Annotated in this window: 30 protein-coding genes and 1 pseudogene; 14 read left to right on the top strand and 17 right to left on the bottom strand. The window is 68.4% G+C overall.

Features of this window, described 5'->3' with window-relative positions; all coding sequences use genetic code 11:
* Positions 1-100: 100 nt before the first annotated feature.
* Positions 101-337, top strand: a pseudogene (locus ACIBX3_RS58260) (Tn3 family transposase); the annotation flags it as partial.
* Here the strand turns inward: ACIBX3_RS58260 and ACIBX3_RS58255 are convergent.
* The 5 genes from ACIBX3_RS58255 to ACIBX3_RS58235 all read right to left on the bottom strand — a co-directional run bounded on the left by ACIBX3_RS58255 (position 332) and on the right by ACIBX3_RS58235 (position 4,679).
* Positions 332-1,531 carry an NAD(P)/FAD-dependent oxidoreductase gene (locus tag ACIBX3_RS58255; RefSeq protein WP_397129466.1) on the bottom strand — a complete coding sequence of 400 codons (1,200 nt, stop codon included), beginning with the start codon at positions 1,529-1,531 and terminating at the stop codon, positions 332-334. The pseudogene ACIBX3_RS58260 and the gene ACIBX3_RS58255 overlap by 6 nt on opposite strands.
* Positions 1,528-1,725, bottom strand: a complete 198-nt coding sequence (locus ACIBX3_RS58250; protein WP_397129464.1) for a ferredoxin — start codon at positions 1,723-1,725, stop codon at positions 1,528-1,530. Before ACIBX3_RS58250 ends, ACIBX3_RS58255 begins: the two co-directional genes overlap by 4 nt.
* 19 nt (positions 1,726-1,744) lie before the next feature.
* Positions 1,745-2,962 (bottom strand): cytochrome P450, encoded by a 1,218-nt coding sequence (locus tag ACIBX3_RS58245; protein ID WP_397129462.1) that lies wholly within the window; start codon positions 2,960-2,962, stop codon positions 1,745-1,747.
* A gap of 116 nt (positions 2,963-3,078) precedes the next feature.
* Positions 3,079-4,509 (bottom strand): MFS transporter, encoded by a 1,431-nt coding sequence (locus tag ACIBX3_RS58240; protein WP_397129461.1) that lies wholly within the window; start codon positions 4,507-4,509, stop codon positions 3,079-3,081.
* Positions 4,506-4,679, bottom strand: coding sequence for a hypothetical protein (locus ACIBX3_RS58235; protein ID WP_397129460.1), 174 nt, complete (start codon positions 4,677-4,679; stop codon positions 4,506-4,508). The genes ACIBX3_RS58240 and ACIBX3_RS58235 overlap by 4 nt, the downstream gene beginning before the upstream one ends.
* Before the next feature lie 317 nt (positions 4,680-4,996).
* Between ACIBX3_RS58235 and ACIBX3_RS58230 the strand changes: the two genes are divergently transcribed.
* Positions 4,997-5,944 carry a tyrosine-type recombinase/integrase gene (locus ACIBX3_RS58230; protein WP_397129459.1) on the top strand — a complete coding sequence of 316 codons (948 nt, stop codon included), beginning with the start codon at positions 4,997-4,999 and terminating at the stop codon, positions 5,942-5,944.
* An 11-nt stretch (positions 5,945-5,955) separates the two neighbouring features.
* Here the strand turns inward: ACIBX3_RS58230 and ACIBX3_RS58225 are convergent, their stop codons facing one another.
* A complete protein-coding gene (locus tag ACIBX3_RS58225) occupies positions 5,956-6,441 on the bottom strand; it encodes a hypothetical protein (protein ID WP_397129458.1) in 486 nt (161 codons plus the stop codon).
* A gap of 390 nt (positions 6,442-6,831) precedes the next feature.
* Here ACIBX3_RS58225 and ACIBX3_RS58220 point away from each other — a divergent pair, with 390 nt between their 5' ends.
* Positions 6,832-8,025: a hypothetical protein gene (locus ACIBX3_RS58220; RefSeq protein WP_397129469.1), complete on the top strand. Its 1,194-nt coding sequence runs from the start codon at positions 6,832-6,834 to the stop codon at positions 8,023-8,025.
* 272 nt (positions 8,026-8,297) lie between these two features.
* Here ACIBX3_RS58220 and ACIBX3_RS58215 read toward each other — a convergent pair whose 3' ends face one another.
* Complete coding sequence (locus tag ACIBX3_RS58215) at positions 8,298-8,591, bottom strand: type II toxin-antitoxin system Phd/YefM family antitoxin (protein ID WP_397129457.1); 294 nt, start codon at positions 8,589-8,591, stop codon at positions 8,298-8,300.
* A 72-nt stretch (positions 8,592-8,663) separates the two neighbouring features.
* Here ACIBX3_RS58215 and ACIBX3_RS58210 point away from each other — a divergent pair, with 72 nt between their 5' ends.
* A complete protein-coding gene (locus ACIBX3_RS58210) occupies positions 8,664-9,887 on the top strand; it encodes an MFS transporter (protein WP_397129455.1) in 1,224 nt (407 codons plus the stop codon).
* Between the two features lie 519 nt (positions 9,888-10,406).
* On the opposite strand, the gene ACIBX3_RS58205 is transcribed toward ACIBX3_RS58210, so the two are convergent.
* Entirely contained in the window at positions 10,407-11,270 is an 864-nt protein-coding gene (locus ACIBX3_RS58205; protein ID WP_397129454.1) for a LysR family transcriptional regulator, read from the bottom strand.
* Between the two features lie 93 nt (positions 11,271-11,363).
* Here ACIBX3_RS58205 and ACIBX3_RS58200 point away from each other — a divergent pair, with 93 nt between their 5' ends.
* A complete protein-coding gene (locus ACIBX3_RS58200) occupies positions 11,364-12,101 on the top strand; it encodes an SDR family oxidoreductase (RefSeq protein WP_397129453.1) in 738 nt (245 codons plus the stop codon).
* Between the two features lie 243 nt (positions 12,102-12,344).
* On the opposite strand, the gene ACIBX3_RS58195 is transcribed toward ACIBX3_RS58200, so the two are convergent.
* Positions 12,345-12,500 carry a hypothetical protein gene (locus tag ACIBX3_RS58195; RefSeq protein WP_397129452.1) on the bottom strand — a complete coding sequence of 52 codons (156 nt, stop codon included), beginning with the start codon at positions 12,498-12,500 and terminating at the stop codon, positions 12,345-12,347.
* A gap of 908 nt (positions 12,501-13,408) precedes the next feature.
* On the opposite strand from ACIBX3_RS58195, the gene ACIBX3_RS58190 reads away from it, so the two are divergent.
* Complete coding sequence (locus ACIBX3_RS58190; RefSeq protein ID WP_397129451.1) at positions 13,409-13,606, top strand: hypothetical protein; 198 nt, start codon at positions 13,409-13,411, stop codon at positions 13,604-13,606.
* Positions 13,607-13,640: 34 nt separating this feature from the next.
* Entirely contained in the window at positions 13,641-14,348 is a 708-nt protein-coding gene (locus ACIBX3_RS58185) for an alpha/beta hydrolase (RefSeq protein ID WP_397129450.1), read from the top strand.
* 337 nt (positions 14,349-14,685) lie between these two features.
* On the opposite strand, the gene ACIBX3_RS58180 is transcribed toward ACIBX3_RS58185, so the two are convergent.
* Positions 14,686-16,149, bottom strand: a complete 1,464-nt coding sequence (locus ACIBX3_RS58180) for a hypothetical protein (RefSeq protein ID WP_397129449.1) — start codon at positions 16,147-16,149, stop codon at positions 14,686-14,688.
* A 100-nt stretch (positions 16,150-16,249) separates the two neighbouring features.
* On the bottom strand, positions 16,250-17,662 hold the full coding sequence (locus ACIBX3_RS58175; RefSeq protein WP_397129448.1) for an alpha/beta hydrolase: 1,413 nt from the start codon (positions 17,660-17,662) through the stop codon (positions 16,250-16,252).
* Between the two features lie 343 nt (positions 17,663-18,005).
* Between ACIBX3_RS58175 and ACIBX3_RS58170 the strand changes: the two genes are divergently transcribed.
* Positions 18,006-18,689: a response regulator transcription factor gene (locus ACIBX3_RS58170; protein ID WP_397129447.1), complete on the top strand. Its 684-nt coding sequence runs from the start codon at positions 18,006-18,008 to the stop codon at positions 18,687-18,689.
* Positions 18,686-20,110, top strand: coding sequence for a sensor histidine kinase (locus ACIBX3_RS58165; RefSeq protein WP_397129446.1), 1,425 nt, complete (start codon positions 18,686-18,688; stop codon positions 20,108-20,110). The genes ACIBX3_RS58170 and ACIBX3_RS58165 overlap by 4 nt, the downstream gene beginning before the upstream one ends.
* Positions 20,111-20,454: 344 nt before the next feature.
* On the opposite strand, the gene ACIBX3_RS58160 is transcribed toward ACIBX3_RS58165, so the two are convergent.
* On the bottom strand, positions 20,455-20,760 hold the full coding sequence (locus ACIBX3_RS58160) for a hypothetical protein (RefSeq protein WP_397129445.1): 306 nt from the start codon (positions 20,758-20,760) through the stop codon (positions 20,455-20,457).
* A 289-nt stretch (positions 20,761-21,049) separates the two neighbouring features.
* Positions 21,050-21,751: a 2-phosphosulfolactate phosphatase gene (locus ACIBX3_RS58155; protein ID WP_397129444.1), complete on the bottom strand. Its 702-nt coding sequence runs from the start codon at positions 21,749-21,751 to the stop codon at positions 21,050-21,052.
* 192 nt (positions 21,752-21,943) lie between these two features.
* On the opposite strand from ACIBX3_RS58155, the gene ACIBX3_RS58150 reads away from it, so the two are divergent.
* Together ACIBX3_RS58150 and ACIBX3_RS58145 are read left to right on the top strand one after the other, a co-directional pair.
* Positions 21,944-22,096, top strand: a complete 153-nt coding sequence (locus tag ACIBX3_RS58150) for a hypothetical protein (protein WP_397129443.1) — start codon at positions 21,944-21,946, stop codon at positions 22,094-22,096.
* A gap of 41 nt (positions 22,097-22,137) precedes the next feature.
* Positions 22,138-22,365 (top strand): helix-turn-helix domain-containing protein, encoded by a 228-nt coding sequence (locus ACIBX3_RS58145; protein WP_397129442.1) that lies wholly within the window; start codon positions 22,138-22,140, stop codon positions 22,363-22,365.
* A gap of 155 nt (positions 22,366-22,520) precedes the next feature.
* Here ACIBX3_RS58145 and ACIBX3_RS58140 read toward each other — a convergent pair whose 3' ends face one another.
* From ACIBX3_RS58140 to ACIBX3_RS58125, 4 genes are all read right to left on the bottom strand, one after another.
* The gene (locus ACIBX3_RS58140) at positions 22,521-23,117 is read right to left on the bottom strand and encodes a maleylpyruvate isomerase family mycothiol-dependent enzyme (protein WP_397129441.1); all 597 of its coding nucleotides are present in this window, start codon (positions 23,115-23,117) and stop codon (positions 22,521-22,523) included.
* Positions 23,114-23,554, bottom strand: coding sequence for an SRPBCC domain-containing protein (locus ACIBX3_RS58135; RefSeq protein ID WP_397129440.1), 441 nt, complete (start codon positions 23,552-23,554; stop codon positions 23,114-23,116). The genes ACIBX3_RS58140 and ACIBX3_RS58135 overlap by 4 nt, the downstream gene beginning before the upstream one ends.
* A complete protein-coding gene (locus ACIBX3_RS58130; protein WP_397129468.1) occupies positions 23,551-23,889 on the bottom strand; it encodes an ArsR/SmtB family transcription factor in 339 nt (112 codons plus the stop codon). The genes ACIBX3_RS58135 and ACIBX3_RS58130 overlap by 4 nt, the downstream gene beginning before the upstream one ends.
* A 392-nt stretch (positions 23,890-24,281) precedes the next feature.
* Positions 24,282-24,614 (bottom strand): hypothetical protein, encoded by a 333-nt coding sequence (locus ACIBX3_RS58125; RefSeq protein ID WP_397129439.1) that lies wholly within the window; start codon positions 24,612-24,614, stop codon positions 24,282-24,284.
* Positions 24,615-24,753: 139 nt separating this feature from the next.
* Between ACIBX3_RS58125 and ACIBX3_RS58120 the strand changes: the two genes are divergently transcribed.
* The 3 genes from ACIBX3_RS58120 (at position 24,754) to ACIBX3_RS58110 (ending at position 26,795) form a co-directional block, all read left to right on the top strand.
* On the top strand, positions 24,754-25,053 hold the full coding sequence (locus ACIBX3_RS58120; protein ID WP_397129438.1) for a hypothetical protein: 300 nt from the start codon (positions 24,754-24,756) through the stop codon (positions 25,051-25,053).
* Positions 25,054-25,055: 2 nt separating this feature from the next.
* A complete protein-coding gene (locus ACIBX3_RS58115; protein WP_397129437.1) occupies positions 25,056-25,736 on the top strand; it encodes an SDR family NAD(P)-dependent oxidoreductase in 681 nt (226 codons plus the stop codon).
* Positions 25,737-25,814: 78 nt separating this feature from the next.
* On the top strand, positions 25,815-26,795 hold the full coding sequence (locus ACIBX3_RS58110; protein ID WP_397129436.1) for an NAD(P)H-binding protein: 981 nt from the start codon (positions 25,815-25,817) through the stop codon (positions 26,793-26,795).
* The last annotated feature ends 172 nt before the right edge of the window (positions 26,796-26,967 follow it).

Here is a 26,967-nt window from a genome sequence, read left to right as displayed (position 1 = left end):
CAGAACCAAGATTCTTCCCGGTCACGAAGCGTGAGCTGCTCCCGCCATCCGACATGCCAGAGAGCTTCAAGATCATTTCGGTTAAGACCAGCTCGGCGCGCTCGGCCTGGGGTTGAACGCGATCGTCTACTGGAACTCGCTGTACATCGACGCCGCGGTGAAGAAGCTCGCGGCCAGCGGCATGACGATCAGCCCGGAGATCCGAGCCCACCTGTCCCCGCTGCAGTGGGGACACATCAACTTCGTGGGCTCCTATCCGTTCAACCGGCCCGAACTCCCTGGCCGGCTGCGTGACCTGCGTGACCCCGCCACTGCTGACGACGACCAAGCTCTATGACGATGGGCCAGGCTGGAGCGCCTGCCGCCAGGGGGTTCGCTCGGCGACATGGCGGCGGAGGTCGCGTGCCTGCCGGGGTAGATTCCAGGTGACGGCGCCTGTGACGCGGCCGTCGGTGCTGTAAAGAGCGGCGAACTGGTGGGTGGTGGTGTCTTCGGCGATGATGTGGAATTCGCCGTCGCGACCGGTGAGGCCGTACGCCTGGATTTTCACGTCGTATTGGTCGGTCCAGAAGTAGGGCACCGGTGCGAACGGGGTTGCTGCCCCCAAGAGAGTTTCCGCGGCGGCGGCGCCTTGTTCGGTGGCGTTCATCCGGTGTTCGACGCGCATGCGCCCAAAGTGGGGGTGTTGCCAGGAGGCGAGGTCGCCGGCGGCGACGACGCCGGGGGCGGCCTGGCACCTCTGATCGCATTCGACGCCGTCGCCCAGGTTCAGTCCACTGTCGGCCAGCCAGCCGACCGCCGGTATCGAACCGATGGCCACCAGCACCAGGTCGGCTGGGACGTGGACGCCGTTGTCCAGGTCCACTCCGGTCACCCGGCCATCGCGGCTGGTCAATCCGGTGACCGCGGTGCCGGGGCGGAGCTGCACGCCGTGCTGGATGTGCAGCTCGGCAAGCAGCTGCGCCACATGGTCGCCGAACTGGCGGATCATCGGGGCGGGCAGCGGATCGATCAGGGTGACGTTCAGGCCGAGTTCTCGGGCGACCGCGGCGACCTCCGATCCAAGGAAGCCGGCGCCGACGATGGCCACCGAGGTGGCGGCGAGAAGCCCGTCCCGCAGGGCGAGGGCGTCATCGAGGGTGCGCAGCAGGTGCACGCCGCCGAGTTCGTGTCCCGCGGGCAGCGCCCGGGGGGTGACTCCCGTGGCGATCACCAGCCCGTCATAAGCAAGCACCCTGCCGTTCGAGAGGGTGAGGGTGCGCGCGTCGGTGTCGAGGGTAGTGGCGGCGATGCCCAGCAGCCAGTCCGCGCCCAGCGTGGTGAGGGCGTCGTGGCGCCGCAGCGCCACACGGTCGGGTTCCCAACTGCCGCGCAGGATTTGTTTGGACAGCGGCGGCCGATCGTAGGGCAGTTGCGGCTCCTCACCGACCATGGTCAACGCGCCGGTGAATCCTTTACGGCGCAGGGTTTCGGCGGCGGTCAGACCCGCCGCCGAAGCACCTACGACAACGATTCGAGATGGCTGGTTCACGACGGGGTCAGCGTGATCGCCAGGGCTGGGCAGATGCGGGAGGCCTCCCAGACGTCCTCCTGTAGCCCGGGTTCCGGGCTGTCTTGCAGGAGCACGACGATGCCGTCGGAGTCGCGCTGGTCGAACACCTCAGGCGAGCTGAGTACGCATTGCCCGGAGCCGATGCAGGCGTCTTGGTCGATGGTGATCTTCATGTGTTTCTCCTTGTGTGATTTACCAGGTGACGGGTAGTTCGCGCACCCCGTAGAAGACCGCGTTCTCCTTGAACGTCAGCTGTTCCAGCGGTACGGCCAGGGCCAGTGTGGGGATGCGTCGATACAGGGTGCTGTAGACGACTTGCAGTTCCACTCGGGCCAGTGACTGGCCCAGACACTGGTGGGCGCCGAAACCGAAGGCGACATGGTGGCGGGCCTTGCGGTGGACATCGAGGGTGTCGGGGTCGGGGAAGGCCGAGGGGTCGCGGTTAGCGATGCTTTTCACCGCGATGATGCCGTCGCCTTTGCGGATGAGCCGGCCTCCGATCTCGAGATCTTCCCGCGCGACGCGGCGGGCTTCGGTATGGGTTATGGACAGGTAGCGCAGGAGCTCTTCGGCGGCGTTGGTCACCAGTGCAGGGTCGCCGCCGTCGCGGACCGCGCTCAACTGGTCCGGGTGCGCCAGCAGTGCGGTCGTGCCCAGCGCGATCATGGTCGCGGTGGTGTCGTGCCCGGCCACCAGAAGGAGTTGACCGGCCGTGGCGATCTCACGCCGGGTCATCGCGCCGGTCCGGTACTGCTCGACGGCCAGCCTGCTGAACACGTCGTCGCCCGGCTCGGCATTCTTCTTGTCCACCAGTTCCTCCAGGTAGGCGTTCAGTTCCTGGCTGGCGGCCATGGCCTGTTCAGGGTCGGGTTCGTCCATGACGAGCGTGCGGGACACTCGGTGGAAGAGGTCGCGGGCGGTATAGGGCGCGCCCAGCAGTTCGCAGATCACCAGTGAGGGAACCGGTAGCGCGAACGCCTCCACCAGGTCTACTGGATTCGGGCCAGCGAGCATCTCATCAATAAGGTCATCGACGATCCGCTGGATCCGGGGCCGCAACGCCTCCATCCTTCTGATCGTGAAGTCCGAGGTCAGGAGCCGTCGCTGGGCGGTGTGCTCCGGCGCGTCCATCTGCATCAGCGTCTTCATGTGTGCGTCGCGTGCCTTGCTCACCGCGTTGGTGTGCGGGAAGCCGGGTTGCGCCACGTCGACGCTGACCCGCGGATCAGCGAGCAGCGCAGGCACATCCGCATGGCGGGTGACCATCCACGGGGTGCTGCCATCCCACAGTCTCACTCGTGAAACCGGCGCGTCTTCGAGTCGTCGGCTCAACTCCGGCGACGGGTCGAAGGGACATCCCGTCGCGCGGGCCATCGGAAAGGTCGGCATTTCTGGCAGGGCGTCAGTCATGGCATCTCCTCGCATCGATGCGGTCATGGGGTGATCTCGGGCACTTGGTGAACAGGCGATCGGAAATCCGAGCCGGTCATCCCCAGGGGGTGGACGTCATGTCGGTGGATCGCGAGTCACGAGCCCTGTTGAAGCGGAGCGTGGTCGGCGGGCTCCGGGCGGCTCGAACGGTTCGCCGCGCATGCGGTGATGGCGCCGATCGCGCAGATGATCGCGAATCCGAACAGTACGTACCGTGCCGAGTCGAGCATCGACGGGTCGCCGAGGTTGACCAGGACTCCGGCCACGGCCGTGCCGAACGCGATCGACAGGCTCGTTACGGTGGCGATCGCCGCGGCGGCCCTGCGTCCTTCCTCTGGATCCTGGGTGCTGGACATGGCGGCCACGGACAGGTGCGGGTAGGCCAGGCCGATGCCGGAACCCGCGATGAACAGCACCGGCACCCACAGGAGTACCAGCCAGGTCGGCGTGTCCTCGCGCTGCAGCAGTCCCTGGAGGAGGAAGCCGGACGCCAGGAGCAGCGGGCCGATGATGCGCAAACGGCGTACCGTGCGCTGTCTGGTGGCCGATGAGCTGCCGAGCTGGGTCAGCGACCAGCCGAGCGAGATGGCCGCCCCGAACAGGCCGGCCGCGAGCGGGGGCAGCCCGCCCAGCTGCTGGCCGAACAGCGGGACGAACGACTCGACCGCGACGCCGAAGGCCAGGAGCCCGAGCGTCAGGTAGATCCACTTCAATGGTGAGCCGGCCTGGTAGGTCGTACGCGGGAAGACCCGCAGCTCGCTGCGCCGTTCGTAGGCGACGAAGACGGCCACCAGCAGCAGTGCCACCACGATGCCGCCCACCATCGCCATGGTGCCGGGCAGTACTCCGGCCAGGCTGACGGCCGCGGTGGCCGCCGTGACCAGCAGCAGCGACACGGCCGGGACCGGCGCCCGCGCGTCACTGCGTTCGCCGCGCGGTAGCACCCGGGGCACGATCGCGCAGCACGCCGCCGCGATCACCGCCATCGCCACGAACGCCAGGCGCCACGAGCCGAACTGGGCGAACAGGCCGCCGAGCGCCGGGCCGACGAAGTTGCCGACGCCGTACATCGCTGACATCAGGGCGTTGCCGCGGGTCCACAGTCGGCTCGGCAGGGCCGAGCGGATGACGGCGAACCCCAGCCCGGACAGCACCCCCGCCCCGAATCCCTGGACGCCGCGGCCGGCCAGCAGTACCGGCATCGCCGGGCTCGCCGCACAGGCCAGCGAGCCCACCAGGAACACGGCGAAGCCGAGGCGGTAGGCGCCGACGTTCCCCCACCGGGCCAGGAGCCGACTGACCAGCATCGTCGCGATCACCATGGCGACGAGGTAGATCGTCATGTTCCAGGCGTAGAAGCCGGCGCCGCCGATGTCGGCCACCGCGGTCGGCAGCAGGCTCGAGGCCAGATAGATATTGACCGCACCGACGAGAACGCCGCCCGCCAGCACGATCGCAGCTCCGAGATGTTGGGGGCCCAGCAGTTCCCGCCAGGAAGGCGGGGCGGGGGTTGAATCGGGAATCACGCGGTCATCTCGCTCAGTTCGTCGGGGGCTGCGGTGGGCTTTCCGGGTTCGGACTCGCTGGCCACGGTCATGGAGGCGTTGCGCGCATCGATCCGTCCGCGGCGTGGCCGTCGGCCGCGGGTCTCGATGGCAGGCTCCGCGCCGGGCTGCTCGTTGTCACCAGCACTCATGACTTCAAGGCTGTCGTTGAACTGAGCCCGGAGACTTTTCGCCGCCTTTCGTGGACGGTTCTGGGCCGGTAGCCGGGAAAGCCTCAAGCCCCGGTCGAACCATGCCGCTCTGCTCCCCGTGGTCGAGGCCATGCGGGCAGCCGATCAAGCACCTCTTCATGACGAACACGGTTGAGGCCGCGGCCGCCTGTGACACAGAATTAGATATTCTGTGTCACACTGCTGAACAGCGATCACAGCGACCTGCGGATCGATCCCGCGGCGATGACCGCGACTCCCAAACGTTCTGTGTCACATCGGCCGGGAGGCCGCCTTCGATGTCGATCACGCCACTGCGCACCGGCCACGGCGCCGTTCCGCTCGGCGACGCGGTCGCCCGGTTCCTGGACCGCTACCGCGACGAGCCCGGTACCGCCGGCACCTACGCCGAGACCCTCACCCACCTGCTGGCCGCCGCCGGGCAGAACGCGCCCATCGCCGAACTCGGCCCGCCGCTCTACGCGGTGGTGATGGCCCGCTGGGACGAGCGGGCCCCGGCGACGTGGAACAAGCACCTGTCCGCGCTGCGATCCTTCGCCGCCTACGCGATCCGCAACGAGTGGATCGTCGCCGATCCCGCCCGGCACCTGGAACGCCGGAAGATCACCCAGCGGGACGACCAGGCCGTTCCGCAGGCCCGACTGGAAGCGCTGTTCACCGACGACCGCAACGCCCTTCGCGAGCGGGTGCTGTGGCGGCTGCTCTATGACACCGCCGCCCGGGCCGAGGAGATCCTCACCCTGGACATCGGCGATCTCGACCTGGAGTTTCGCCGGGCCCGCACCCGCAGCAAGGGCGGTAACACCGAGTACCTACATTGGGCCACCGCCACCGCCCGGCTCCTGCCCCGGCTGCTGGCCGGCCGCACCGCGGGGCCGGTGTTCCTGGCCGAGCGGCGCTCACCCGCCTCAGGCAAACGCGCCAGGGCGCTGACCGACATCGACCCCGTCAGCGGGCGCGGCCGCCTGTCCTACCCGCGCGCCGAGTACCTGTTCAAGCAGGCCACCGCCAAGCTGGACCCGCACCGGGACGGCTGGACGTTGCACCAATTGCGGCACTCCGCGCTCAAGCATCTGGCCGCCAGCGGCCGCAGCGCCCCCGAACTGCAGGCCAAGAGCCGCCACAAGCACCTGGCCACTCTCGGGCACTACGTCCGGCTCGGCGAGGAGACCTCCGCCCGCCTCACCGCCGACAACGACCCGCTCGCCCGCCATCGCCCTCGCTGACCGCGACGAAGTCAGCGCAGCTCCTCGGTGATCGTCCAGCCTCGGTTGCGGCTCATCCGGGTGAGCTGCTGGCGCAGGCCGGCGATGCGTTCCCGGGCGTCGGGGCCGGCGATCCCGATCGTGATGAGCTCGTCGGTGGCGTGGTAGCTGGTCCGCCGGTCACCAGCGGCCACACGGCACGCCGCGTTGATAGTGGCGCGCAGCCGGATGACCTTGCGGGGATCGTCTTGGCCGCCGAAGCCCTCGATCGTCGGACAGGAGAACAGCGGCGCGCGCTGGAGACTATCGCGGCGCTCCACGGCGTTCTGCTCATCCTGATCGACGCGCAAAGCGCCCAGGATCTTGTCGCGCTCAGCCGAGCTGATCGGCCTGCGCCCCAGCCAGTCGGGCCAGCCATCAGGGCGGGTCGGAACGACGCGGACCGGCTCATACGGCGCCACAGGCGCGATCGTCTCAGCGGACTGGTCGGTGGAATCGGCGGCCGCGCTGTCGCTCACCTGGCTCCTCGTGATGTATCCCGCCATAAACGGTGATCTCTCTCCGAGAGTACCGGTGGCATGCACCCCATGATCTACAAACTGGACCGATTCACCACATCATGAGCACGACTGGCCACGGGACACGCCAGCGGAGCTCTACCTGGCCTTGACCTGCGGTGGGAGGCTTAGCGTTCAATTTCAGCCGGATGGTCCCAGGACCCCGAGACAGGACATTTAGGTGGCGGGTCCCATTCGCACGAGCCCACCCGGACGGCCACACCGCGCTGGTGCTACTTGCGGGAATTTAGCCTTCTCGCAAGTTGTGTGGGCAATGTCCGTGCGCAACGAATCTTGATTTTCGATTTATATTTTCTAGAAAATCAAAAATGGTAGGCTCTCTCTGTGACGATGGAGAGCAGCGTGGTGACGCCCTGTAAACATTGCGGAGCGCCGATCGAGCAACGGCGGGGTCGGGGGCGGCCCAAGGCGTACTGTCCCGAGAAGGACTGCCAGGCGGCGGCCAAGCGGGAGCGCGAGCTGCGCCGGGCCACTCCCGGGCTGGAGGGTGCGCTGGCCAGGGCCGAGCAGCTGTACGACCGCATGGAGAGCGGGCTGGCCGCGGCCATCGAGCCGCTGGCGCAGGCGTTGGCGGAGGAGCTGAGCCCGGCGGGCGTGGAGGCCAAGCTCAGTGCGGTGCAGGCCGAGGCGCACACGCGGGTGGCCATCGCGCGTACGGAGCGTGAGCAGGCGTTCGAGCAGGTACGGCTGGCGCGTGAGGCCGCCGAGCACGCCCGCAGGCAGACGGCCGAGATGCGGACCAGGCTCGAGGAGGCGGAGAACGAACGGGAGACCGCGCTCGACGACGCCGAGAGGGCACGCGAGCAGGCGCTGGCCGCGTTGCGGGAGGCCTCCAGCACCGAACGGCAGGCCCTGCAGACGGCGGAGGAGGCGCAGCGGCGCGCGGAGTTGGCCGAGCAGCGGGCCAAGGAGGCGGCGCACCAGGTCGAGCTGACCGAACAGGCCAGGGATCAGGCCGTACAGGAACTGGCCGAACGGGTCGAGTCGGCGGACAGGAGAGCCGCGGAGGCGCGGGCGCAGGCCGTACAGGCTGAGGAGGAGGCCGGCCGGGCGCGGGAGGAAAGGGATCGGGCCCGGGAAGAGACGAGCGCGGCCATGCGAGCGCGTGAGCAGGCCGAACGTGATGTGATCGCGGCCAGGACGCGGGAAGAGGCGGCGGCGCAGGAGCGCGAGCGCGCCGTGGAGCGGGCTGCCGCGGCCGAGCGTACGGCGGCCGCGGCCGGACGCGACCGGGCGATAGCACTCCAGGAGGCTGAGAGGGCGGCTGTCGAGGTGGAACGGCTGACGGCGAAAACGGCCTCAGTCGAGGCGGAGGCCGCGGCCGCGCTGGCCCGCGAGCGGAAGCTCGTGACGCGGGAGAAGGCACGTGCTGACGCGGCGGTCAAGGAGCGCGATCAGGTGCGGACGGAGTTGCGGCTGGAGCGGATGCGGTTGGAGGATCTGCGAGCCGAGCTGGAAGCGGCCCGGGCGGAGGCCGCTCAGCTGCGGGAACGGGCGGTCGCGGCGGAACTGCGTTCGGGGTGACGAGGGAGGAGGGATCCCGGGAGTGTTGGCCCGGACCCCACGGCTACGGCGAGCCGCCACCTGATGGATCGGACAGCGGATGTTGACCTTGGTCTCGCGGCTGAGGGCCTGGAGGGGGCGGCCGGTCGGGCTGCCCGGGCGTCTCAGCCCGGGGCTATCTCGGGGTCGAGGAGCGAGCGGGCAGCCGTTGGCGCCGAGAACGATCATGTTCCCGGGCCCAGGCGTAGGTGGCCGGGACTCGGCGGCCGTGTACACACGCGGTACGGGGAGATTCAGCGGGAGGCGTCGCCCGGCGGACTGTCCTGTGCCGCGATGTCCAAACGGCGTGGCGGCGCAGCAGCCGGTGGCCCGGCATGGTCGAACGACGACCGCCCCAGGGTGATGACCTGCTCAGCGCCGCCGCCGTCCATCGCCTGAAGCCTTTCCAGATCGGCGATCGACACCAAAGCGACCACCGGCTTGCCATGGCGGCTGAGCACGATCCGCTCGCCGCCGTAGGCCACCCGCCCCATCAGCTCGGCCAGCTGAGCGCGGGCTTCGGTGAAGGGTACTGTCTCGCCATCCATGTCTGCACAGTACTGCAGTTCCGTACAACTTGAAGTTGTACATTTTTTAAAAAACGTACATAATCTCGGATCATGAGTGAGCCACTGCGGCGCAACCGCGACTTCGTCCTGCTCTGGAGCGCCACCTTGGCCTCGACGCTGGGCTCCCAGGTCGCATCCGTCGCCTATCCCCTGCTGGCGCTGGAACTGACCGGTTCAGCCGTCCACGCCGGGCTGATCGGCTCTGCCGCGATGGCCGCCGGCATCGCGCTGCGCCTGCCGGCGGGCGCCCTGGTCGACCGGTGGGATCGGCGGCGCACGATGCTCAGCTGCGATCTCATGCGAGCCGCTCTTGTCGCCGCCACCGTCGCCGGTTCGCTGCTCGGGTTGCTCGACTGGCGGATGCTGCTGGCCGCGGCTGTGATCAGCGGCGCCTGCGGGGTGTTCTTCCACCCGGCGGAGACGGCGATGCTACGGCGCGTGGTTCCCGCCGAACACCTGCCTCAGGCCCTCGCGCACAACGAGGCACGCCAGTACGGAGCCTCGATCGCCGGTCCTCCGCTGGGCGGCCTGCTGTTCAACCTGGGGAGAACGGTCCCTCTTGCCGGAGAGCTCCTGGCGTATCTGCTGTCCTTCGCCGCGGTCCTCGCCATCAAATCCCCCACGCCCGCCACCGCGGACCGGTCGCGCACTCTCCTGCGCGACATCGCCGAGGGCCTGCGCTGGACCTGGCGGCAGCGGTTCCTGCGCGTCCTGCTGGTGACGGCCGCGGGCTTCAGCCTGGTGTTCTCCGCGCTGACCCTCACCGCGATCGTCGCTGCCCGGCAGAGTGGCGCCGCACCGGCCGATGTCGGCCTGATGATGGCGATCTCCGGCGCCGGAGGCCTGCTCGGCGCGCTGGCCGCCCCCCGGCTGCAGCGGCGCAAACCGGCGGCGGTCGTCCTGGCGATGTTCTGGGTGGCCGCCGCGGCCATCCCCGCGATGGCCGTCCATCCCACCGCCTGGGCCATCGGGGCGCTGCTGGCCGCGGCGTTCTTCCTGGCCCCGGCGGCCAACGCGATCTTGTACACCTACCAGATGACCATCACGCCCGACCACTTGCAGGGCCGCGTGATCAGCAGCCTCGCCCTCATCGGCAGCGCGGTGACCCCGGTCGGGCCGCTCGCCTCGGGACTGATCCTGGACCGCTGGGGTGTGACGGCCGCCCTGCTGTCGATCGCGTCCGTCATGGCGGTCGTGGCTTTGGGCGCCACGTTGAGCCGCACCATCCGGCATCTGCCCCCGCTGGCCGAGGCCGAGGCCGTGGCCGCACGTTGAGCGGCGCCCTGCGCACCATCCCGGATCACGGGGCGGTCCGCGATGAGGAGGCGACGTCGACAGCAGTGCCCTCCGGTGTCATGAGCTGGCGCGTGGGTTTCTCGATCAAGGGTCACTCTGAGGGCTCCCGTGTGCGTCGTGGCCTGCGGCGCTCCGTCACGCAGAGCACCGAGGACACGTCCGGCTGCCGAGATGAGTGGCATCGACCAGACGATCCGGTAGCGACTCCGGGCGTTGTCGCGATCGTGACTGGTGCGGCGCGGCCATCAGACGGTCGCTCGTGATCAGGCCGCTCTACGCAGGTACCTTGAATGTCCCGCCGCCTGGTCGAATGCGGCCTCGGGGCTCGAACAGCAACCGAACGGTCATGACGTCAAGGAGCCCGGCGGGGCCTGTCTTGTCGTCACTGGCCGTTCCGATGAGGATGCCAGGCGGGTTGGAGTAGGTGGGCAGGGCGCGGGCGGGCGGGTCAGGTGGTGTGTCACCAGGGTGATGCGGGCGATGGAAGGCAAGAGAGGGTCATAGCTGTGTGGCCGTGCGGATCAGCCCGGCGAGGGCGAGGGAGCGGCTGTGCGTGGGCCAGGCGATGTGGGTGACGACGGGGGGTGCGTCGGTCAAGGGGACGGCGGTGTGCTCGGCCCATAGCCAGGCGCGGGCGGAGTCGGGGATGACGGCCACGGTGCGTCCGAGGGCGATCAGCTGGGCCAGCTGCGTCTGGTCGTGGATCTCGGGGCCCGGGCCGGGTGGGTACGTGCCGTGGCGGGGCCAGCGGGCGAGCGGAAGATCGGGGATGTCGCTGACGTCGGCCAGGGACAAAGTCTTGTGCGCGGCGAGGGGGTGCCTGGCGGGCAGGATCGCGATCTGCCCCTCGGTCATCAGTTCCTCGCTGTCGAACCCGGCGAGGGAGTTGAACGGCGCCTGCATGAGCGCCACATCAGCGCGGCCATCGCGCAGCAGCCCTTCCTGCTCACCAATGCCGCACGGCAGCACCTCGATCTCGGCGGCGTCAGGCTCAGCCGCGTAGGCGTCGAGGAGCTTCTGCAGCAGCTCGTGAGACGCGGCGGCCTTCACTGCCAGCACCAGGCGGTGGCGGGGGTCGCCTGGTCTGTCGGCGCCACCGGCGCGACGGGTGCGGCGAGCGGCGGCGGTGGTCGCGTCGAGGGCTGCGCGGCCCTCCTGCAGCAGTACCTCTCCAGCGCCGGTCAGGGAGACTCCGCGGCGGTTACGTTTCAGCAGGGAGACGCCGAGGCGCCGCTCGAGCTGCTGGATCGCCCGGGACAGCGGTGGCTGGGCCATGCCGAGGCGCTCGGCGGCGCGGCCGAAGTGCAGTTCCTCGGCGACGGCCATGAAGTACCTCAACTCGCGGGTCTCCAAGGTGTCCACGGCCACACCATACTTCAGTGATACCTACCAGGTATGACAGGGCACTGGATCGGTGTTGGATGCACCGCTCGTCCGCGAGCGAACATCGATGGCATGAGCGAGACGAAGATCGCGCTGGTGACCGGCGCGAACAAGGGAATCGGGTACGAAATTGCGGCCGGGCTGGGCGCCCTCGGGTACCGGGTGGGCGTGGGAGCCCGCGACGAGGCCCGGCGCGAGACCGCCGTTGAGAAGCTGCGCGCCGCCGGGGTGGACGCATTCGGGGTGCCGCTGGACGTGACCGGCGACCAGAGCGTCACCGATGCCGCGGAGCTGATCGAACGGCAGGCCGGGCGCCTGGACGTCCTGGTGAACAACGCCGGTGTCTCAGGAGAGACGGGGCCGGGGTGGGTGCAGGACCCGACCACGCTCGACCTCGACGTGGTCCGCACGGTCGTGGAGACCAACGTCATCGGTGTCATCCGGGTGACCAACGCGATGCTGCCGCTGCTGCAGCGCTCGGCGTCGCCACGCATCGTCAACGTCTCCAGTGCCGTCGCCTCCCTGACCCGGCAGGCGGACCCGGACATCGAGATCGGCCCCATCATGGCGGCCTACTCGCCGTCGAAGTCGTTCCTCAACGCTGTCACCGTGCAGTACGCCCGGCAGTTCGCCGGTACGAACATCCTGATCAACGCCGCCTGCCCGGGCCTGGTAGCGACCGACTTCACCGGCTTCCACGGACCCCGCACTCCTGAGCAGGGCGCAGCCACGGCGATCCGGCTCGCCGCGCTGCCCGACGGCGGCCCGACCGGTTCGTTCTTCGAGGACGACGGCGTCATCCCCTGGTGACCCCGAACCTGTCGTGATCATGCCGTAAGCCCGCATGGCGCGGGCCACCACAGCCACCCCCGCGCCAGGAGCCGACCTGGCAGCACATTGTCGTGTCCGACCATGTGGCCTCGGCGCCGCCGGCTTACCAGCCCACCTGTTCGCCCGCCGCCAGCCCTGGCAAGGGTCGGCGGCGGTGATCGCTAAGAAGGCGATGCGTCGCCGACCCTTCTGCCGGCTCTCGCGCGCGGATTGGTGAGCGACTCAGTTCCGATGCGTGGGCAGTTCTGAGCGTTCGTCGGTCCAGCCGATCGCCTGGTACGAGGTGGAGACACGCATCTCCGCCTGCCGCCCGCTCGCGAGCTTGGTTGTGTCCGTCCTCACCTGGGCAAGAAGCAGGCCGGTGCTGGGATCGACCACGGTCCGAACCTGGGTGAACAGGCCCGGCTCTATTTCCTCCTGATAGCTGAGCGCCCTGCCCGCGTCGGCCCAGCGGATCTGTCATCTCCCCCTCAGCCTGTATGCCGGGCAGAGACGCGAGGATCCGGTACGCGGAGGCCCGAGCCTCGGGCGAGGCAGGCACGCGACTGATGATGTCCTCACGGGCTTGCACAAGGAGGTATGCCGTCGCCTCCTCCACGTCTGTCCCGGGGTCAGGGTCTGCTGTCAGCCGCCGGGTGATGCGCTCTTCCAGGTAGCTCCGGCGCTTGTCGGGTTCGTCCGGGATCGCGCGCACCTCCTTCCAGGTCATCGACTCCCCTGTCAGGACACCGGTCGTGCCCTTCCACCCGTGAAGTCGTCCGGCGGTTCGCTCGCCTGCCACCGCCTCCAGCGGCAGACCGCGACAGCCATCGACCGCTTCCTCGACACCCTCGCCGCAGTCACCACCCGCGCCGGCTACGCCGAGACCCTCACTCGCCTGACCACCGTCACCGGCACACCCGGTTCCCGGCCGCCGCCTCGCAGCCTCGGCTGTTGCCCGACGACGAACTCGTCATGGCGTTCGCTGAACTCCCGCCGTCCCCCCTGGCGCAGCGCCGTCCGGATCACCTCAGCGTCCCGATCTCGTACGGTCCATAGCGGCCGACCGCCCACGCCGTACCCGAACTCGGCGCGTCGTCGCTCATGGTCCACACCGTAAGGAAGTCGAGACCTCAGTCATAGAGCCGTACGTCGTCACAGGTCAGCGGTATATCCGTAGGGAATTTCTTCATTGCTACCGGGACTCGGTCCACAGCCTCGGCCAGGGCCAGACATCGCTCCTAGCGATCGATTTGATCGGAAAGAATCGCTTTTCACGATGATGCCTGGCTTCTAGCGTGGTTGGCATGACAGTAACCGCCGCTGCACCGGCAAAAGCTCAAAGCCCTCTCCTGCTCGTCGGGGCCGCCCTGGCGAGCGTCTATGTCGTCTGGGGCTCGGCCTACCTCGCGATCCGGATCATGGTCGAGGAGATGCCGCCCCTCGTCGGCGGCGTGATCGTGGTGCTCGCGGTCGCCGTCGTCGTGCGCTCCGAATTCCAATGATGAATCCGGGTTCCAACAATCAAGGGAGAGTCCAATGAGCACATTCGTGTTGATCCACGGCGGAGGAGACGTCGGATGGTCCTGGCACCTGGTGGAGGCCGAGCTACGAGCGCGTGGGCACGACGTGCTGGCCCCCGACCTTCCGGGTGATGACGAGTCGAAGACCCTGGCGGACTACGCCGACGCCGTGGTCGAGGCCGTCGGTGACAGGCAGGACCTGGTCGTCGTGGGCCACTCGTTCGGGGCCTTCACCGCCCCGTTGGTCGCCGATCGGCTGCCCGTCGATGTGCTGGTCCTCCTGGCCGGCATGATCCCGTCGCCGGGTGAGTCGCCGGATGAGTGGTGGTCCAACACCGGCTACCAGAGCGCGGTGGAGGAGCAGGCCGAACGCGATGGCGGTTTGACCGGCAGCGCGGATCCATTCGTGAGCTTCTACCACGATGTACCCCGGGAACTGGCCGAGGAGGCGATGGGCAAGGAGCGCGACCATCCGTCCACGGCCGCATCGGCCGCTCCATGGCCGTTGGATGCGTGGCCGAACGTGCCGACGAGGTTCGTGCTCTGCAGCGAGGACCGCTTCTTCCCGCCCGGCTTCTTCCGCCGGCTGGTGCCCGAGCGCCTGGGTATCGTCCCCGACGAGATCGCGGGCGGCCACTGCGTCGCGCTCAGCCGCCCCATGGAGGTGGCGGACATGCTGGCGGGCTACGCGGCTACCGCGTCTGCCACGAGGATCGAGCAGTGAAACTTTCCGCGGCGGCCGGCCCACCGGGCGTCGAGGCATGGACTCGGCCCGCGCGGACCGCCGCCAAGCGTCAGCTCCGGCACGCCGAGATCGTCGTCGCCACTATCACAGATCTCGCCGGCAAAGACGAGCCCGTATGACATCGCCGTCGCCCTCTCGCCCAGCGCCCATCCGACGCTCTCCGCCAAGGCGGGCGCCACCTGGGGGCTGGGGGACCTCCCGCCGGAAACAGTGTCGCTGGACCAGATGCGAGGCGTACTCCGCGAAGGGCCCGATAGAGCCTTAAGACATCTACATCCACACGACCAGCCAACCCCCGGTCCGTCCAGCCTGGCGGTCAGGGAAGCGGACCGAGGGCGAGACGTCGACCGTCCAGCTCCGATGTGATCGTGCCTGTTATGGAATCAGGCTGGATCAGCACGTTGTCGGCCTTGAGGAATCCGCGGTGCTGTCCAGAGACCACGAGGTCGGCGCTGTAGCGGGATGCCGTCCCGTACAGGCCAGATCGCCCGTAGTGGCTCCGCTCGATGCCGTTGATGACGAATCCTGGCGTGTCGGAGTAGTTCGTGTAGGTCACCTCCAGCAGGGATTCGAATGGCGGGGTCGGTGAGGGCCGGCGCGTGATGGTGATGCTCCCGGAAATCTTCCCGCGGTGGAAGGTCATCGGCGTGAGGTCGGGCGGTGTGTGGCCCGCGAGCGGTGGTGCCCAGGAGGGAGTGGGGGTTGCTCGGGCGGGACTCGGGCGGGCGGGTTTGCGTTCCGGGAGGCGGGTGATGACCACCCTGGTCTGCGTGCTCCGCATCTGTTGCTGCCAGAACATCACGGCGGTGCCGTCGGGCTTCCATCTGAAGTTTGGTTTGGAGTCCCATCCTTGGGAGATGGCGTCGGGGGCGAGTGGCTGCCCTGCGTACGAACCGCGGGCGTCGTGCTCATCGACTAGCCATGGCTCGGCGATCTGCGGATTGCGGGTGTTGAACGCCACGAACGGCAGGGCGTGGACGCCCTCGTCGATGAACGGCGGCCGGCGGATCTGCGTGAAGGTTTCGAGGAGCCCGGTGGTGCGTGCGCTGCCGACGACCATCCAGCCTCGTCCCCCATGGGCATGGGGGGAGATGTCGATGTCCTCGTCCCAGTCCAGCGCCGTGGTCAGCCGCCCCTCTCGCCCAGAACGAAGGTCTACTTGCACGGCGTCAGGGTTGCCCGCTTCGAACGCGTTGAGGAATCGCGCGAACGTCACGCTCTGGCCGTCGCGAGTGAAGCCTTTGAGCTCGCCGTCCGTGGCGACTACCCGGGCGTCGTCCACGTGATAGGCGTCGCCACGGCGGACCAGCCGGCCGACGATGCCCACAGCGGTGGATCGACCCGATGCGGTACGGCGGACCTGACTGAGCGCCACGTGTTGGCCGTCCGGCGCGAGCCGGAACTCCCGCTGGTCCTGCTCGACGTTCGGATCTGCGGCAGCCGGCGGCACGATCGGCACGACGGTCGCCCGGCGGCAGTCGGTCACCGAGGGGGCACACTCCACCACGCCGTGATCTGCCGGCACGTCGGGGGTTTGGGCTCCGATGCGGACCAGCACTCGGCGGCCGTCGGGGAATGCGATCGGCTTGAGCAGTTCGGGCCCATTCCACGCCTGGCAGGTCAGGCAGCGCAGCCCGGTGCCATCCTCGGCGAAGGACACGAGTTGCGTTCCCCGGAAGCCGGTGGACGTCGCCCCGGCGAGGATGCGTGCGCCGTCCGCGGCGTATGCGGGAAAGCGCACACTGGTGATCTCGGCGGGCAACTTGACGATAGTCGTCACGACTTTCTCCGGTCGGGGAGCCGGAGGCGGCCCCTGTTCGCCGGATGTCGCAGCTCCCAGGCCCAGCATCATGGTCAGCGTTGTGCCGAGAGCGAGCAGGTCAGGAGTGGGCACCGTCACACTCCTTTCGAGAAGGCGTGCTCGCGTCGCGGGACCGCGAGCAGGCCGCGCCGATCTCTGCCTTGGCCGACCGCCATCCCTTGGTGGCATCCGGGCCGAAGTCGGTCTGCTGCTCGGTGTGGCTGGGGCCGAGGTCGATGGTGAACGCCAGGCGTCCGTGCCGATCGGCCATCACCACCCGCGTTTTGTTCCCCATCGTGACCGGGTATTTCGCACCAGGTCGGCGGCCCGGCGGTGTCACCACCTCAAGGCGGCCGCTGCCGGTGGCGGCGAGCGCGTCGCGGCCCACAGTCAGGTAGGCGAACTCGCGAACCTTGCGATCGGCCTGGAACTTCCACCCCCAGGCGGTGAAGGACGCGCGGGCCGTGGAGAGCGGGAAGGACGATGGCGGGCTCATGCGCGGCCGCAGCAGCGGGGTGAGCCAGGAGACAAATTCGCGGAAGTCCCGCTGCCAGTACGGCGGAGAGTGCGAACCGGGCAGGAAACGCGCGTTCACGTCTCGGATCCCGGCTTCGTCCAGCGCGGCCAGGAAGTTGCGCGCCATCTTGTGGGCCCCGGCCTCCACAAGCAGGCGGGTTTGCCATTGCCTGCGCTCGATCGGATCAGCTGGCGGGGTCGACGAGTCGAAGGGGCCTGGTTTGCCGGTGCCGGAGCGAACGAACAGCTGCGTTCCCCGTAGGTTCGCGGCGAGGTGGGTCGGATTGTTGTCGCGCCACACCACCTCCTGCTCGTCGGGATTACCCCTGACGCAGTTCTGCTGCCGCCGGCCGTCGACCGTGCTGTCGAGCCCGCCGGAGAACGATCCCACGTATCCGAAGGTCCCGGGGAACGCCGCGGCGTACTTGACCGCACCGCCGCCGCCCATCGAGATGCCGGCGATGGCGCGGCCCGCCGGATTCGCTCGCGTCGGGAACGTCCGGTCGACGAACGGGATGAGCTCGCGAACGTGGTAGCTCTCCCAGGCCGGCACCGGACCGGAAGTGCCCTGGGGCAGGCCGAACCAGTCGGCGTAGCCGCCATTGCGATTCTTGCCGTCTGGGCCTTGATCTGAACCGTCCGGCATGACGACGATGATGGGCAAATCGCCCACGACCTTCTGGACCTGTTCTCGTTCGATCCAGGTCTTGCGGTTGCCTCCCGCGCCGTGCAGCAGATAGAGGGTCGCGTAGCGAGTCCGCCCGGTGGGGTCGTACCGCTCGGGGAGCAGTACCTCGACGCGCTGCTCGCCCTGCATGGCCCGAGAGCGCAGGGTTAAGTTGACCAACCGCCCGTCGGCCGTCCGGCCGCTCTGGCTGAGGCCGAGCTGAATGGGCGTCCCGCGCCCGACGCAGACGGGCCAGCCGGTTCCCGCCGATGCGATGGCGGGGGACGCGGTAGTGGAGACCAGGCCCACGCCGAGGATCGTGGCCAGCCCCCAAGAGGCGATTCGGGCTCCGCAACTGCGCGCCGGTTTCGGTGAGCTCAAGGCGCGTCGGGATCCGTAACGCCTTCTCAAGAGAAGTACGGCAATCATGGAACGCGATCCTGGCCCTGAATGCCGTCGTTTCCTGGATGCTTCCCTGACGGTTCCCTGAAGGCATCGGCTCACCGGTGCCGGCTCCGGGATGTCCGCCATAGCATGCGGTGGCGAAGGATTTCGACGATGGCGGACAGGGACACCGGGACCGGGATCAATGGGCACCACACGCGATCCAGCAGACGACTCAGCAGACACGGCACGTGCGACCGGAGCTCGTGTGCTGGTGGTTGACGATGATCCGCACATCGTCGAACTACTCGTGACAACCCTGCACCTGTCAGGCTTCCAGGTCGCCTCCGCCGCCAGCGGAGCACAGGCACTGGAAGCGGCGGCCGGCTTCCAGCCGGCAGTCGCCATACTCGACGTGATGCTGCCCGACTTCGACGGCTTCGACGTTCTCCGCCGCCTGCGGCGAAATGGCCATACCTTCGCGGTACTCTTTCTGACCGCCCGTGACGGAACCGAGAACAAGATCGAAGGGCTCACCCTCGGTGGTGATGACTACATCACCAAGCCCTTCAGCATTGGCGAGGTCCTCGCCAGACTGCACGCGGTGCTGCGGCGCGCTGGAGGCGCGGACGAGCGGGCGGTCCTCCGATACGCCGACCTGGAGATGGACCAAGACGCTCATCACGTCCGGCGCGGCGGACGTCTGATCGCACTCTCCCCCACCGAGTACCGGTTGCTGCGCTACCTGCTGCTCAACGCCGGCCGCGTGGTGTCCAAGGCACAGATCTTGGACCGGGTATGGCAGTACGACTTCGGCGGTGACGCCGGAGTGGTGGAGAAATTCGTCTCCAACCTACGCCACAAGATCGACAACGGTGAGCAGCGGCTGCTGCACACCGTCCGCGGCTTCGGCTACGCACTGAGGCTGCCACCCGACGAGCAGACCAGGTGAGCACCCTCATCCCGCGTACCCTGCGCGGTCGGCTACTGGCTGGCATCACGGTACTGGTGTCGCTCGGTCTCCTCGGCTCGGCGCTCGCCGCGTACGCCATGCTGAGCTCCTTCTTCGAAGCCCGCGCCGAACGGCAGCTGACCACCATCGCCGCGCGCCTGAACCAAGTCCTGTCCCGTCAGCAGGATCTGCAGAGCGTCGAACGGTTCCTGCGCCTGCTCGACGGAGACCGCATCAAGGCGCAGTTCGTGGACACCAGCGGAAAGCCGGTCACATGGCCAACTTGGGACTCCGAGCGCGTGGCGGACGCCACGACGGTGGCCCGCTTGCGCGACTCCCCAGGCAGGATCGTGCGGCTCGAAGCCACCGGGAATCCCTACCGCGTCCTCTACCACCGCTTCGACAGACCACCAGGCGCCGAGCCGGCATCATCCATAGAAGGCGTCATCGTCGCCGTCTCCCTGCGCAACGACGAGGACACCCTGCATCGGCTCGCCTGCAACGAGGCGATCGCGACCTCGCTCGCCCTTCTCACCTTGATCGGTCTCGTCCTCGCCGTGCTGAGAATGGGACTGAGACCGCTGGAGAACATGGCCGCCACCGCGATCGCCATCGCCGAGGGCGACAGAACCCGGCGGATTCCCCCTGGTACTCCGGAAACCGAGACCGGCCGTCTCGCAGCCGCGCTGAACCACGCGTTCGACGAACAACATCAAGCCGAGGAGCGGCTACGCCGCTTCGTAGCGGATGTCTCCCACGAACTGCGCACGCCTCTCACCACGATCAGCGGCTGGGCCGAACTGTACTTCCACGACGATCTGCCCACGGACACCGTGACGACCGCGATGAGCCGGATCGCGGAGGAAGCCGCGAGCATGCGCAACCTGGTAGAGGAACTCCTCCTTCTAGCCCGCCTCGACCAGCACCGGCCATTGGAGACGGCACCCGTTGGGCTCGTGGATCTTATCGAGGCGATCGTCTACGACGCCCGCCTGATCGATCCCGACCGTCCCATCACCCTGTCGGCGCCCTCCGACGATCCGCTCGTCGTCACCGGCGACGCCGAGCGGTTGCGCCGGCTGGTCCGCAACCTCCTCAGCAATGCGCTCCAGCACACCCCGCCCGGCACTCCAGTCCACGTCAGGCTGTCCCCGCTGCCCGATCGCATATCCCTCGTGGTAGCCGACGAAGGGCCCGGCATCGCCCCTCGCCTGCGCCCGCACCTCTTCGAGCGGTTCTACCAGGGCGATCCGGTACGCCGCCAAGGCAGCGGGCTCGGCCTCTCCATCGCCCGCGCGATCGTGGAGGCCCACCAAGGGACCATCGAACACCGCACGCCTTCCAGAGGCAGGGGCAGCGAGTTCGTCGTCACCCTCCCCAACCATCCCCCATCGGATCCGGGCTCGGGGGTATCACTCTAAGCTTGACTCTGTCGGGGATCTTGGGGATCCCCGGTGGAGCAGCATGATCAGCAGGCAGGCTCGTGGCAGTGGTGTAGGCCGACTCAGTTGACGAGGTGCGCGTTGTCCGTCCGTCCCCGTTCCGCGCGACGACGCCGTGGCTGTTTCTCGGCGTTCAATCCAGCACCCACCTCAGCCCCGTCCAGCTCGGCGGTCGGATGGAGCGACTGGTCATCCGTGCGATCCCCGCGCTCCTCAGCTTTCCGCGCAGATGCCAGCGGTGGTCGTCACCTCGGGGCTTCATCGGGCCCAACGCTTTAGGTCGGCGATGGCCTTGCCCTTTTGCCGCTCCTGCAGCTTGCCGATCACCTCGCCAAGGATGTCGTGGTGGAGGGATCGTGGCCCCCGTTGACGAACATCAGCCGGTTGCCGTCCCGTCGCACCCACTGGTCGACCTCGCGGACCACACTTTGATCCTGCTTAACCCGGATGTCCCTGGAGAAGTACGTCCTGGGCTTATAGCTGTCCTCGTGGCGCAGCAGCGGCCGCAGGTGCGGGAACTTCAGGCTGGGCCAGCCGATCTCCTTCTCGGCCTGGTAGAAGGCGGGTGCGAACGGCACCAGGGACCGCCTCCTGCGCGACGAGATCCCGCCCGGCGGAAAGTGCGACATCAAGACCCTCGCCCACGAAGCGGCGGTCGACCGCACCGCCTACTACGGCACCCGCCCCTACACGCACCTCCGCGCCGAATTCGAACGACGCCTGAAGGCCATGCGCGAGGCCGGCGAGATCCGATCCTCGTGAGGCCCAGATCGTCCGGCTCCGCGAGATCACTGCCGCCACCACTCGGGTCAGCCACCTGCCGCCACCCCGAACCGCCGTCATCGGGACATGCAGCTGATGCCGCATACCCGACCGGACGCCGGCTCTCGCATGGTGAGAGTTGGACCTCACCAGCGATCAGATCGGGGCATCGTCGGTCAGCGAAGGCACGGCCGCCGGACGCAGGATCATGAGCGAGCCTTCCAAGGTCGCCACCATGGCAAAGGGGAACCGGTCGACCTCAAGACAGAGTGCGACGTCATCAGGATGGACTCCTTGGCGTACCCCCTCCGCCAGTTCGGCGGCGGCGCGCGACTCGGCAGCGCGGTGGAGGAACTCAGCAGCATCCGTCCCAGCCTCGGTGGCCCTCCGAGCGATGTATTGAGCACACGCCAGATCTTCATCGGCCTGCCCATCTTCGCCAGTGACTACGAACGTGACACTGTCACTCTCGCTCGTCCGCAAGAGCCGGGCCGTTGCCTCCGCCACCACGAAGCTGGCGCACAGCACCAGCGACGCCTCCTTGACCGCAAGGGCGCCGACCGTCCCTGCCGTGGTTTTCTGCACAACGGTCCGTCCGCCAAGGTCAATAGACCGCAGCAGGCCCGGCGAGTTGACGGTGTCGAACCCGGGCGCGGGCGGACCGTCTTTGAGCGCCACCCAATCCGGGTGGCGAGCCTTGAGCGCCAGGGCTTCGTCCAACGACTCAGCAAGAACGATCTTTTCCGCCCCTTGGGCAAAGGCCCAGGCAGCCACCGTGAAGGCACGCATGACGTCGACTACGACCGCCACGGACGGGGCTTCGACCAGCTCAGCGATACCAAGGAAACGAGTGTCCATTCCGGTCATGATCGCGCATGCCCGACCCGAAGCGCCCAGAAAGTGATATGCATCACATCGACGGTCTCGGAACGCAACACCTCCGGCTGCCGGCATCGCGAAAGTAGTCCGCGACGACACGCCTGCCCAATCGTCACATGGGATCACTGGCACACGGCCTCTGCGGACACAAGGCACACTTACGTCACGCATTTGATCGAAGACGGCGCCGATCCGCAGTTCGTCCAGCGTCAGGTCGGCATCAAGGACGCCTCGACGAGGGCGGCCTGCACGTCGGTCAACGGTGACTTCATGAACACGATGATGCGCAAGGCGCTGGATCGCGTCTTCGCCAAGGAACAGTGAGGATGATCGCGAAACTCAACTACCAATGACGGCTGCGAGAGGTGACGGCCAGCCAGCGCATGTTCTCCACCGCGGCGCTGCGGCCCCTGCGGATCGAGCGCGGCATCACCTTGTCGGTCAGTCAGGTCTATCGCCTGGTCACCGAGAATCCGGAACGGCTCAGCCTGAAGCTGCTCATGGCCCTGCTGTACATCCTGGGCCGCTCCGAGGCCGGGGCCCGGCACGTTGTGCTGCCGCAATGCCCGTCCTGCGGCGGTGAATGCTCGTGAGAACGAGCGCCACTTGTTGACCATGGCTAAGGCAAAAACGATGGGTCGGTGCGCACTTTTACCGATGAGCGGACATCAGGCCCGTGTGGAGGCCGTGTTGCACGTTGCAGACGTATGCCCTTGGTCCCCACGTGAGGGCGTGTCGGCCCGGGGTGTCAGCCGTGGGGCAGTGTCCGGCCGTCGGGTAGGACTCGGCCGCTCAGGAGTGCCACCAGAGAGCCGCTGTCGGCGCGAACGAGCTGGCCGTTTCCCCAGCTCCAGTCGGTGTCGGCGGCCTCGAGCCGGACACCGGTCAGGTCGATGCCGAACAAGGTGCCGTTTGCGGCGGTGAGCTGGTCGAGGACGGCGGTCACAGCCTCTGCCGGTGGGATCGCGGGCCGGTCGAGTGCGATCGTCACATCCAGGGAGTGAATGACGGCATGGCTCAGTGCACCGGCCGCACCGCCGCCCGGCGGCTGCCACGCGTGCAGTCTCGGCGATCGGAGCTGGACGAGGAGGTCGGTGACGGGCAGCGCAGCGTCCCGCGCGGCCACGGTGTCGGAAAGTACGGTGAAGTCGCCGCCGGCCGCCGCCATCTCGGCCCCGAACTGCCCGGGAGTCAGCCGCGCCGGCATCGTCACGTGCGCGATCACATGGCGCACCAGCCACTTCTCGCACAGCGACGAGGCGTCCCACGTCTCGGCGGTCGCGGCGGCGAGGGAATCGGCGAGCCCACTGTAGGTCGGCGCCACCCAGGACTGCAGGTCGGTCATGATCGGTCCCCTTGTATGAGGTGAGCGAGGTGTTCCTCGAGCTTGTCGAGGGAGGTGAGGAAGCCGGTGCGGGACTCGGGCGTACGCATTGTCTCGGGCACGTTGCGCTGGTGGATGACGACCGCGGTTCTGCCGTCGCCGAGGTCTTCCAGCGTGCTGGTGGTGTGCATCCCGGTCGCCGACTCCACCCAGGCAAGCCGCTCGGGCGGGACGATCTCGGTGAAGGTGGCAACCATCCGGTGGCTGCCGTACTCGCCGAGCATCAGGGTCTCGAACCGGCCACCGGGGTGAAGTTCGACGACGATGCCGTCGATCGGCGTGGCCATGCCGCTCGGGCCCCAGAAGCGCGCGAGCTCGGCGGGCTCGGTGAGGCACCGCCACACCAGCTCGCGCGGCGCGCGGAAGACCCGCCGGTAGACGAGTTCGCCGACGTTCACTGGTTCTCACCCTCCTGCAAGCGGGCGAGGTGCGTCTCTAGCCGGTCCATCCGGTCTGACCACGCCTGCCGGCTCTCCTCGATCCATGAGAGCGCGGCCTCGAGCGCCGCGGGTTCGAGCCGACATGGCCGGGTTTGCCGGTGCCGTCCCTGGCTGATCAGGCCGGATCGCTCGAGCACCCGAATGTGATGCGACACGGCCTGCATGCTCATGGCGTACGGCTCCGCCAGCTCCTTGACCGTCGCCTCGCCCGTGCTCAGCCGGGCCACGATGTCTCGCCTGGTGCGGTCGCTGAGCGCCGCGAAGAGGGCATCGAGCTGCTGATCCTCGACCATGGTTCCCATGCAGGTACTAAAGCATCTGCTTTATTAAGCGTCAACTTGAGTACTCGCATCAAGCTACGGCCACGCCCTTACCTGCCGCAGACAAGCTGCGGGCCGCCCGAGCGGCTCGTCATCATGGACGAGCGGGGAGCCCGTTCGATCTGCAGCGAGCGCCGGCAGGACGGCATCCCACGCCCCGCTCGATGGCGCCGCAGCCACGGGGCGATCGGACCCAGCCCGACGACGCCCTGGCTGTTCCCGGGCATGCACTCTGGCCGCCATATGAGCTCGCCCACCGGCTGAACGTCTGGGCATCTACGCCCGGCCGACCCGGCAGGCGGCCATCCGAGACCTTTCCACGCAGATGCCACCAGCCGTGATCGCCCGACTCTTGGGCCTGAGCATCAAGTCAGCGACCAGATGGCAAGACGCGACTGGCGTCCGCGCCAACTACGCATCGTCCATCCGCCAGCGGACGGATGCCGGTCCGTCGGTGTCGCCATCGAACCGTCGTCGCGCAGGTGGCCGGTGGCCTGGGCGCTGGCGATGAGTTCGAGGAATCCGTGGTAGGCCCCGGCGCGGCGCTCTTCCAGGGCTTTGGCGGCGGGGAAGGTCATGGTCAGCACGTCGGCGAAGCCGCGGTCGGCGGCCTGCATGGCGCAGAGGGCATGGACGTAGCCGGTGAAGCCGTGCCAGGGATCGGGATCGGCGGTGGCGGCGGCGGCGTAGGCGTCCATGCGGTCGGCGGGCGAGTCGGGCTCTGCGTTGAGGTGTCACGACGTTACTCCACCCAACTGGAACAGGGTACCCACTTTCACTGTTAGGCTGTCATCACGGAATCGGGGAGGCCGTTCCACTTTCTGAAAGGTGCAGCTCATGCGTGCTGTAACGCTGAACTCCGTCCCCGAGACCCCGGCCATGGCCGAGGTGGACACTCCCCGCCCGGAGGCGGGGGAACCGGGCTCGGTGAGCCTGAACGCGGTGGCCCTGGCCGAGGGCGAGACGGTGCTGATCTCGGGGGCCGCCGGTGGGGTGGGTTCGCTGGCCGCGCAGCTCGCCGCCGCCCGGCCCGCTGAAGAAGGCCACGGAGGCGTTCGCCGCCTTCGGCGCGAGCACCCCGCGCAAGATCGCCATCGCCTGCTCCTGACATCCATCGCTTCACGGAAAGAGATTTGATCGTGCCCACCATCGCCATCGTCGGCGCCGGCCCCGGCATGGGCCTGGCCATCGCCCGCACCTTCGGTAGCCGCGGCTTCGACGTCGCCCTGATCGCCCGCACCAAGGAGAAGCTGGAAACGCTGGCCGCCCAGCTCGGCCAGGAAGGCATCACGGCCGTAGCGTTCCCCGCCGACGTCCTCGACCGCGCCTCACTGACGGATGCCCTGGACGCGGCCAAGGCCCGCTTCGGCGGCATCGACGTACTGGAGTACTCCCCCGCCCCGCACTCCCCGGTGCCCGGCGTCACCCTGGCCTCACCCTCGGAGGTCACGGTGGACAATCTGCAGCCACAGATCGAGTACAACTTCTACGGCGCCGTCGCGGCGGCCCGGGCGGTACTGCCCGCCATGCGGGAGGCCGGCGCGGGGACCCTGCTGTTCACGACCGGCGGCGGATCCGTGGACCCGGTGCCGATGCTCGGCAACGTCAACGCGGCCGCCGCGGCTCTGCGCAACTGGGTGCTCAACCTGAACAAGGAACTGGCCGTCAGCGGCGTGTACGCCGCCCACGTGGCGATCAACGTCTGGATCGGCGGGGGCGGCCCGGCAGGATTTCCGGCGGCCACGCCCGAGCAGATCGCCCCCCTGTACTGGGACCTGTACGAGAACCGCGACCGCTCCGAGGCCGTCTTCAACGCCTGACCGGCCGGCCCACCCCGCTCCCGGGAGGGGGCATCCGCTCCCTCCCTACCCCGTCCCCCTCTGCCAAGGAATCCGTACGTGAACGTCTTCTTGTGGATCGTGCAAGCCGTGCTGGCCGCCATGTTCGCCATGGCCGGCGTCATGAAGTCCACCCAGCCCAAGGAGAAACTGGTCGGCCGGCTGCCCTGGACGGCCGACTTCTCGCAGGCCACCGTCCGCTTCATCGGCATCGTGGAGTTCGCCGCCGCGCTCGGGCTGATCCTGCCCGCGGTCACCGGCATCGCCCCCGTGCTGACCCCCCTGGCCGCGACCGGCCTGGTCGTGGTGATGGTGCTGGCCGCGATCACCCATGCCCGCCGCAAAGAACCCGGGGCGATCGCCTTCAACGCCGTCCTGCTGATCCTGGCCGCGAACCCCCTGATGCGTGTCACCGTCTTCGGCGCGACCGGCGGCATCGGCCGCCTTGTCGTCCAGCAGCTCCTGGACGACGGCCACCAGGTCACCGCGCTGGTCCGCAACCCCGCCAAGCTCAGCCTCACCCACTCCCACCTCACGGTCGTCACCGGGCAGCTGTCCGAGCGCGATGCCGTCGAGCAGGCCCTCAGTGGCGCGGACGCGGTGATCAGCGCGCTCGGCCCGTCCCTGAAGCGGTCCGCGACCGGCACCCCGGTGACCGACGGGACCCGCACCATCGTGCAGGTCATGGAGGCGCAGAAGGTGTCCCGCTTCATCGGCCTGGCCACGCCGTCGCTGGCCGACCCGCGCGACAAGCCGCACTGGAAGCACAAGGTCCTGCCCGTCATGGCCCAGCTGATGTTCCCCACCGCGCTGGCCGAACTGACGGGCATGACCGAGGCCGTCACCGGCTCCGGGCTCGACTACACCATCGCCCGCATCACCAACCCCACCAACAAGCCCGCCGCCGGCCGCATCCGCTCCGGCTTCCTCGGCCATGACAAGGTCGGCTCCGCGATGAGCCGCGCCGACATCGCCGCCTTCCTGGCCTCCCAGCTCACCGACGCCCGCTACCGGCGGGCCATGCCCGCCATCAGCAACTGACCGCCCACCCCGTGGGTGGCGCCGACGGCCCGGCCTGGACGTCTTCGCCCTGGGCGAGCACCACAGCCCCGACTTCTCCGTCGCCAACCCCGCCATCCCCTCGCGGCCATCGCTCAGGCCACCACCCGCGGCCGGCTCACCAGCGCCGTCTCGGTTCTGTCCACCCTGGACC

The sequence above is a fragment of the Nonomuraea sp. NPDC049480 genome (assembly GCF_044465905.1).
Classification (GTDB): domain Bacteria; phylum Actinomycetota; class Actinomycetes; order Streptosporangiales; family Streptosporangiaceae; genus Nonomuraea.
The sequence above is the reverse complement of the archived record's forward strand: the minus strand, read 5'-3'. Positions and strand labels throughout refer to the sequence as shown.

Coding starts and splice junctions, on each gene's coding strand:
- ACIBX3_RS58250 (WP_397129464.1), bottom strand. CDS start 1,725: ATGAAGATCACCATCGACCAAGACGCCTGCATCGGCTCCGGGCAATGC.
- ACIBX3_RS58245 (WP_397129462.1), bottom strand. CDS start 2,962: ATGACTGACGCCCTGCCAGAAATGCCGACCTTTCCGATGGCCCGCGCG.
- ACIBX3_RS58235 (WP_397129460.1), bottom strand. CDS start 4,679: ATGAGTGCTGGTGACAACGAGCAGCCCGGCGCGGAGCCTGCCATCGAG.
- ACIBX3_RS58230 (WP_397129459.1), top strand. CDS start 4,997: ATGTCGATCACGCCACTGCGCACCGGCCACGGCGCCGTTCCGCTCGGC.
- ACIBX3_RS58220 (WP_397129469.1), top strand. CDS start 6,832: ATGGAGAGCAGCGTGGTGACGCCCTGTAAACATTGCGGAGCGCCGATC.
- ACIBX3_RS58215 (WP_397129457.1), bottom strand. CDS start 8,591: ATGGATGGCGAGACAGTACCCTTCACCGAAGCCCGCGCTCAGCTGGCC.
- ACIBX3_RS58210 (WP_397129455.1), top strand. CDS start 8,664: ATGAGTGAGCCACTGCGGCGCAACCGCGACTTCGTCCTGCTCTGGAGC.
- ACIBX3_RS58200 (WP_397129453.1), top strand. CDS start 11,364: ATGAGCGAGACGAAGATCGCGCTGGTGACCGGCGCGAACAAGGGAATC.
- ACIBX3_RS58190 (WP_397129451.1), top strand. CDS start 13,409: ATGACAGTAACCGCCGCTGCACCGGCAAAAGCTCAAAGCCCTCTCCTG.
- ACIBX3_RS58185 (WP_397129450.1), top strand. CDS start 13,641: ATGAGCACATTCGTGTTGATCCACGGCGGAGGAGACGTCGGATGGTCC.
- ACIBX3_RS58160 (WP_397129445.1), bottom strand. CDS start 20,760: ATGTCGCACTTTCCGCCGGGCGGGATCTCGTCGCGCAGGAGGCGGTCC.
- ACIBX3_RS58155 (WP_397129444.1), bottom strand. CDS start 21,751: ATGGACACTCGTTTCCTTGGTATCGCTGAGCTGGTCGAAGCCCCGTCC.
- ACIBX3_RS58140 (WP_397129441.1), bottom strand. CDS start 23,117: ATGACCGACCTGCAGTCCTGGGTGGCGCCGACCTACAGTGGGCTCGCC.
- ACIBX3_RS58130 (WP_397129468.1), bottom strand. CDS start 23,889: ATGGTCGAGGATCAGCAGCTCGATGCCCTCTTCGCGGCGCTCAGCGAC.
- ACIBX3_RS58125 (WP_397129439.1), bottom strand. CDS start 24,614: ATGGACGCCTACGCCGCCGCCGCCACCGCCGATCCCGATCCCTGGCAC.
- ACIBX3_RS58120 (WP_397129438.1), top strand. CDS start 24,754: ATGCGTGCTGTAACGCTGAACTCCGTCCCCGAGACCCCGGCCATGGCC.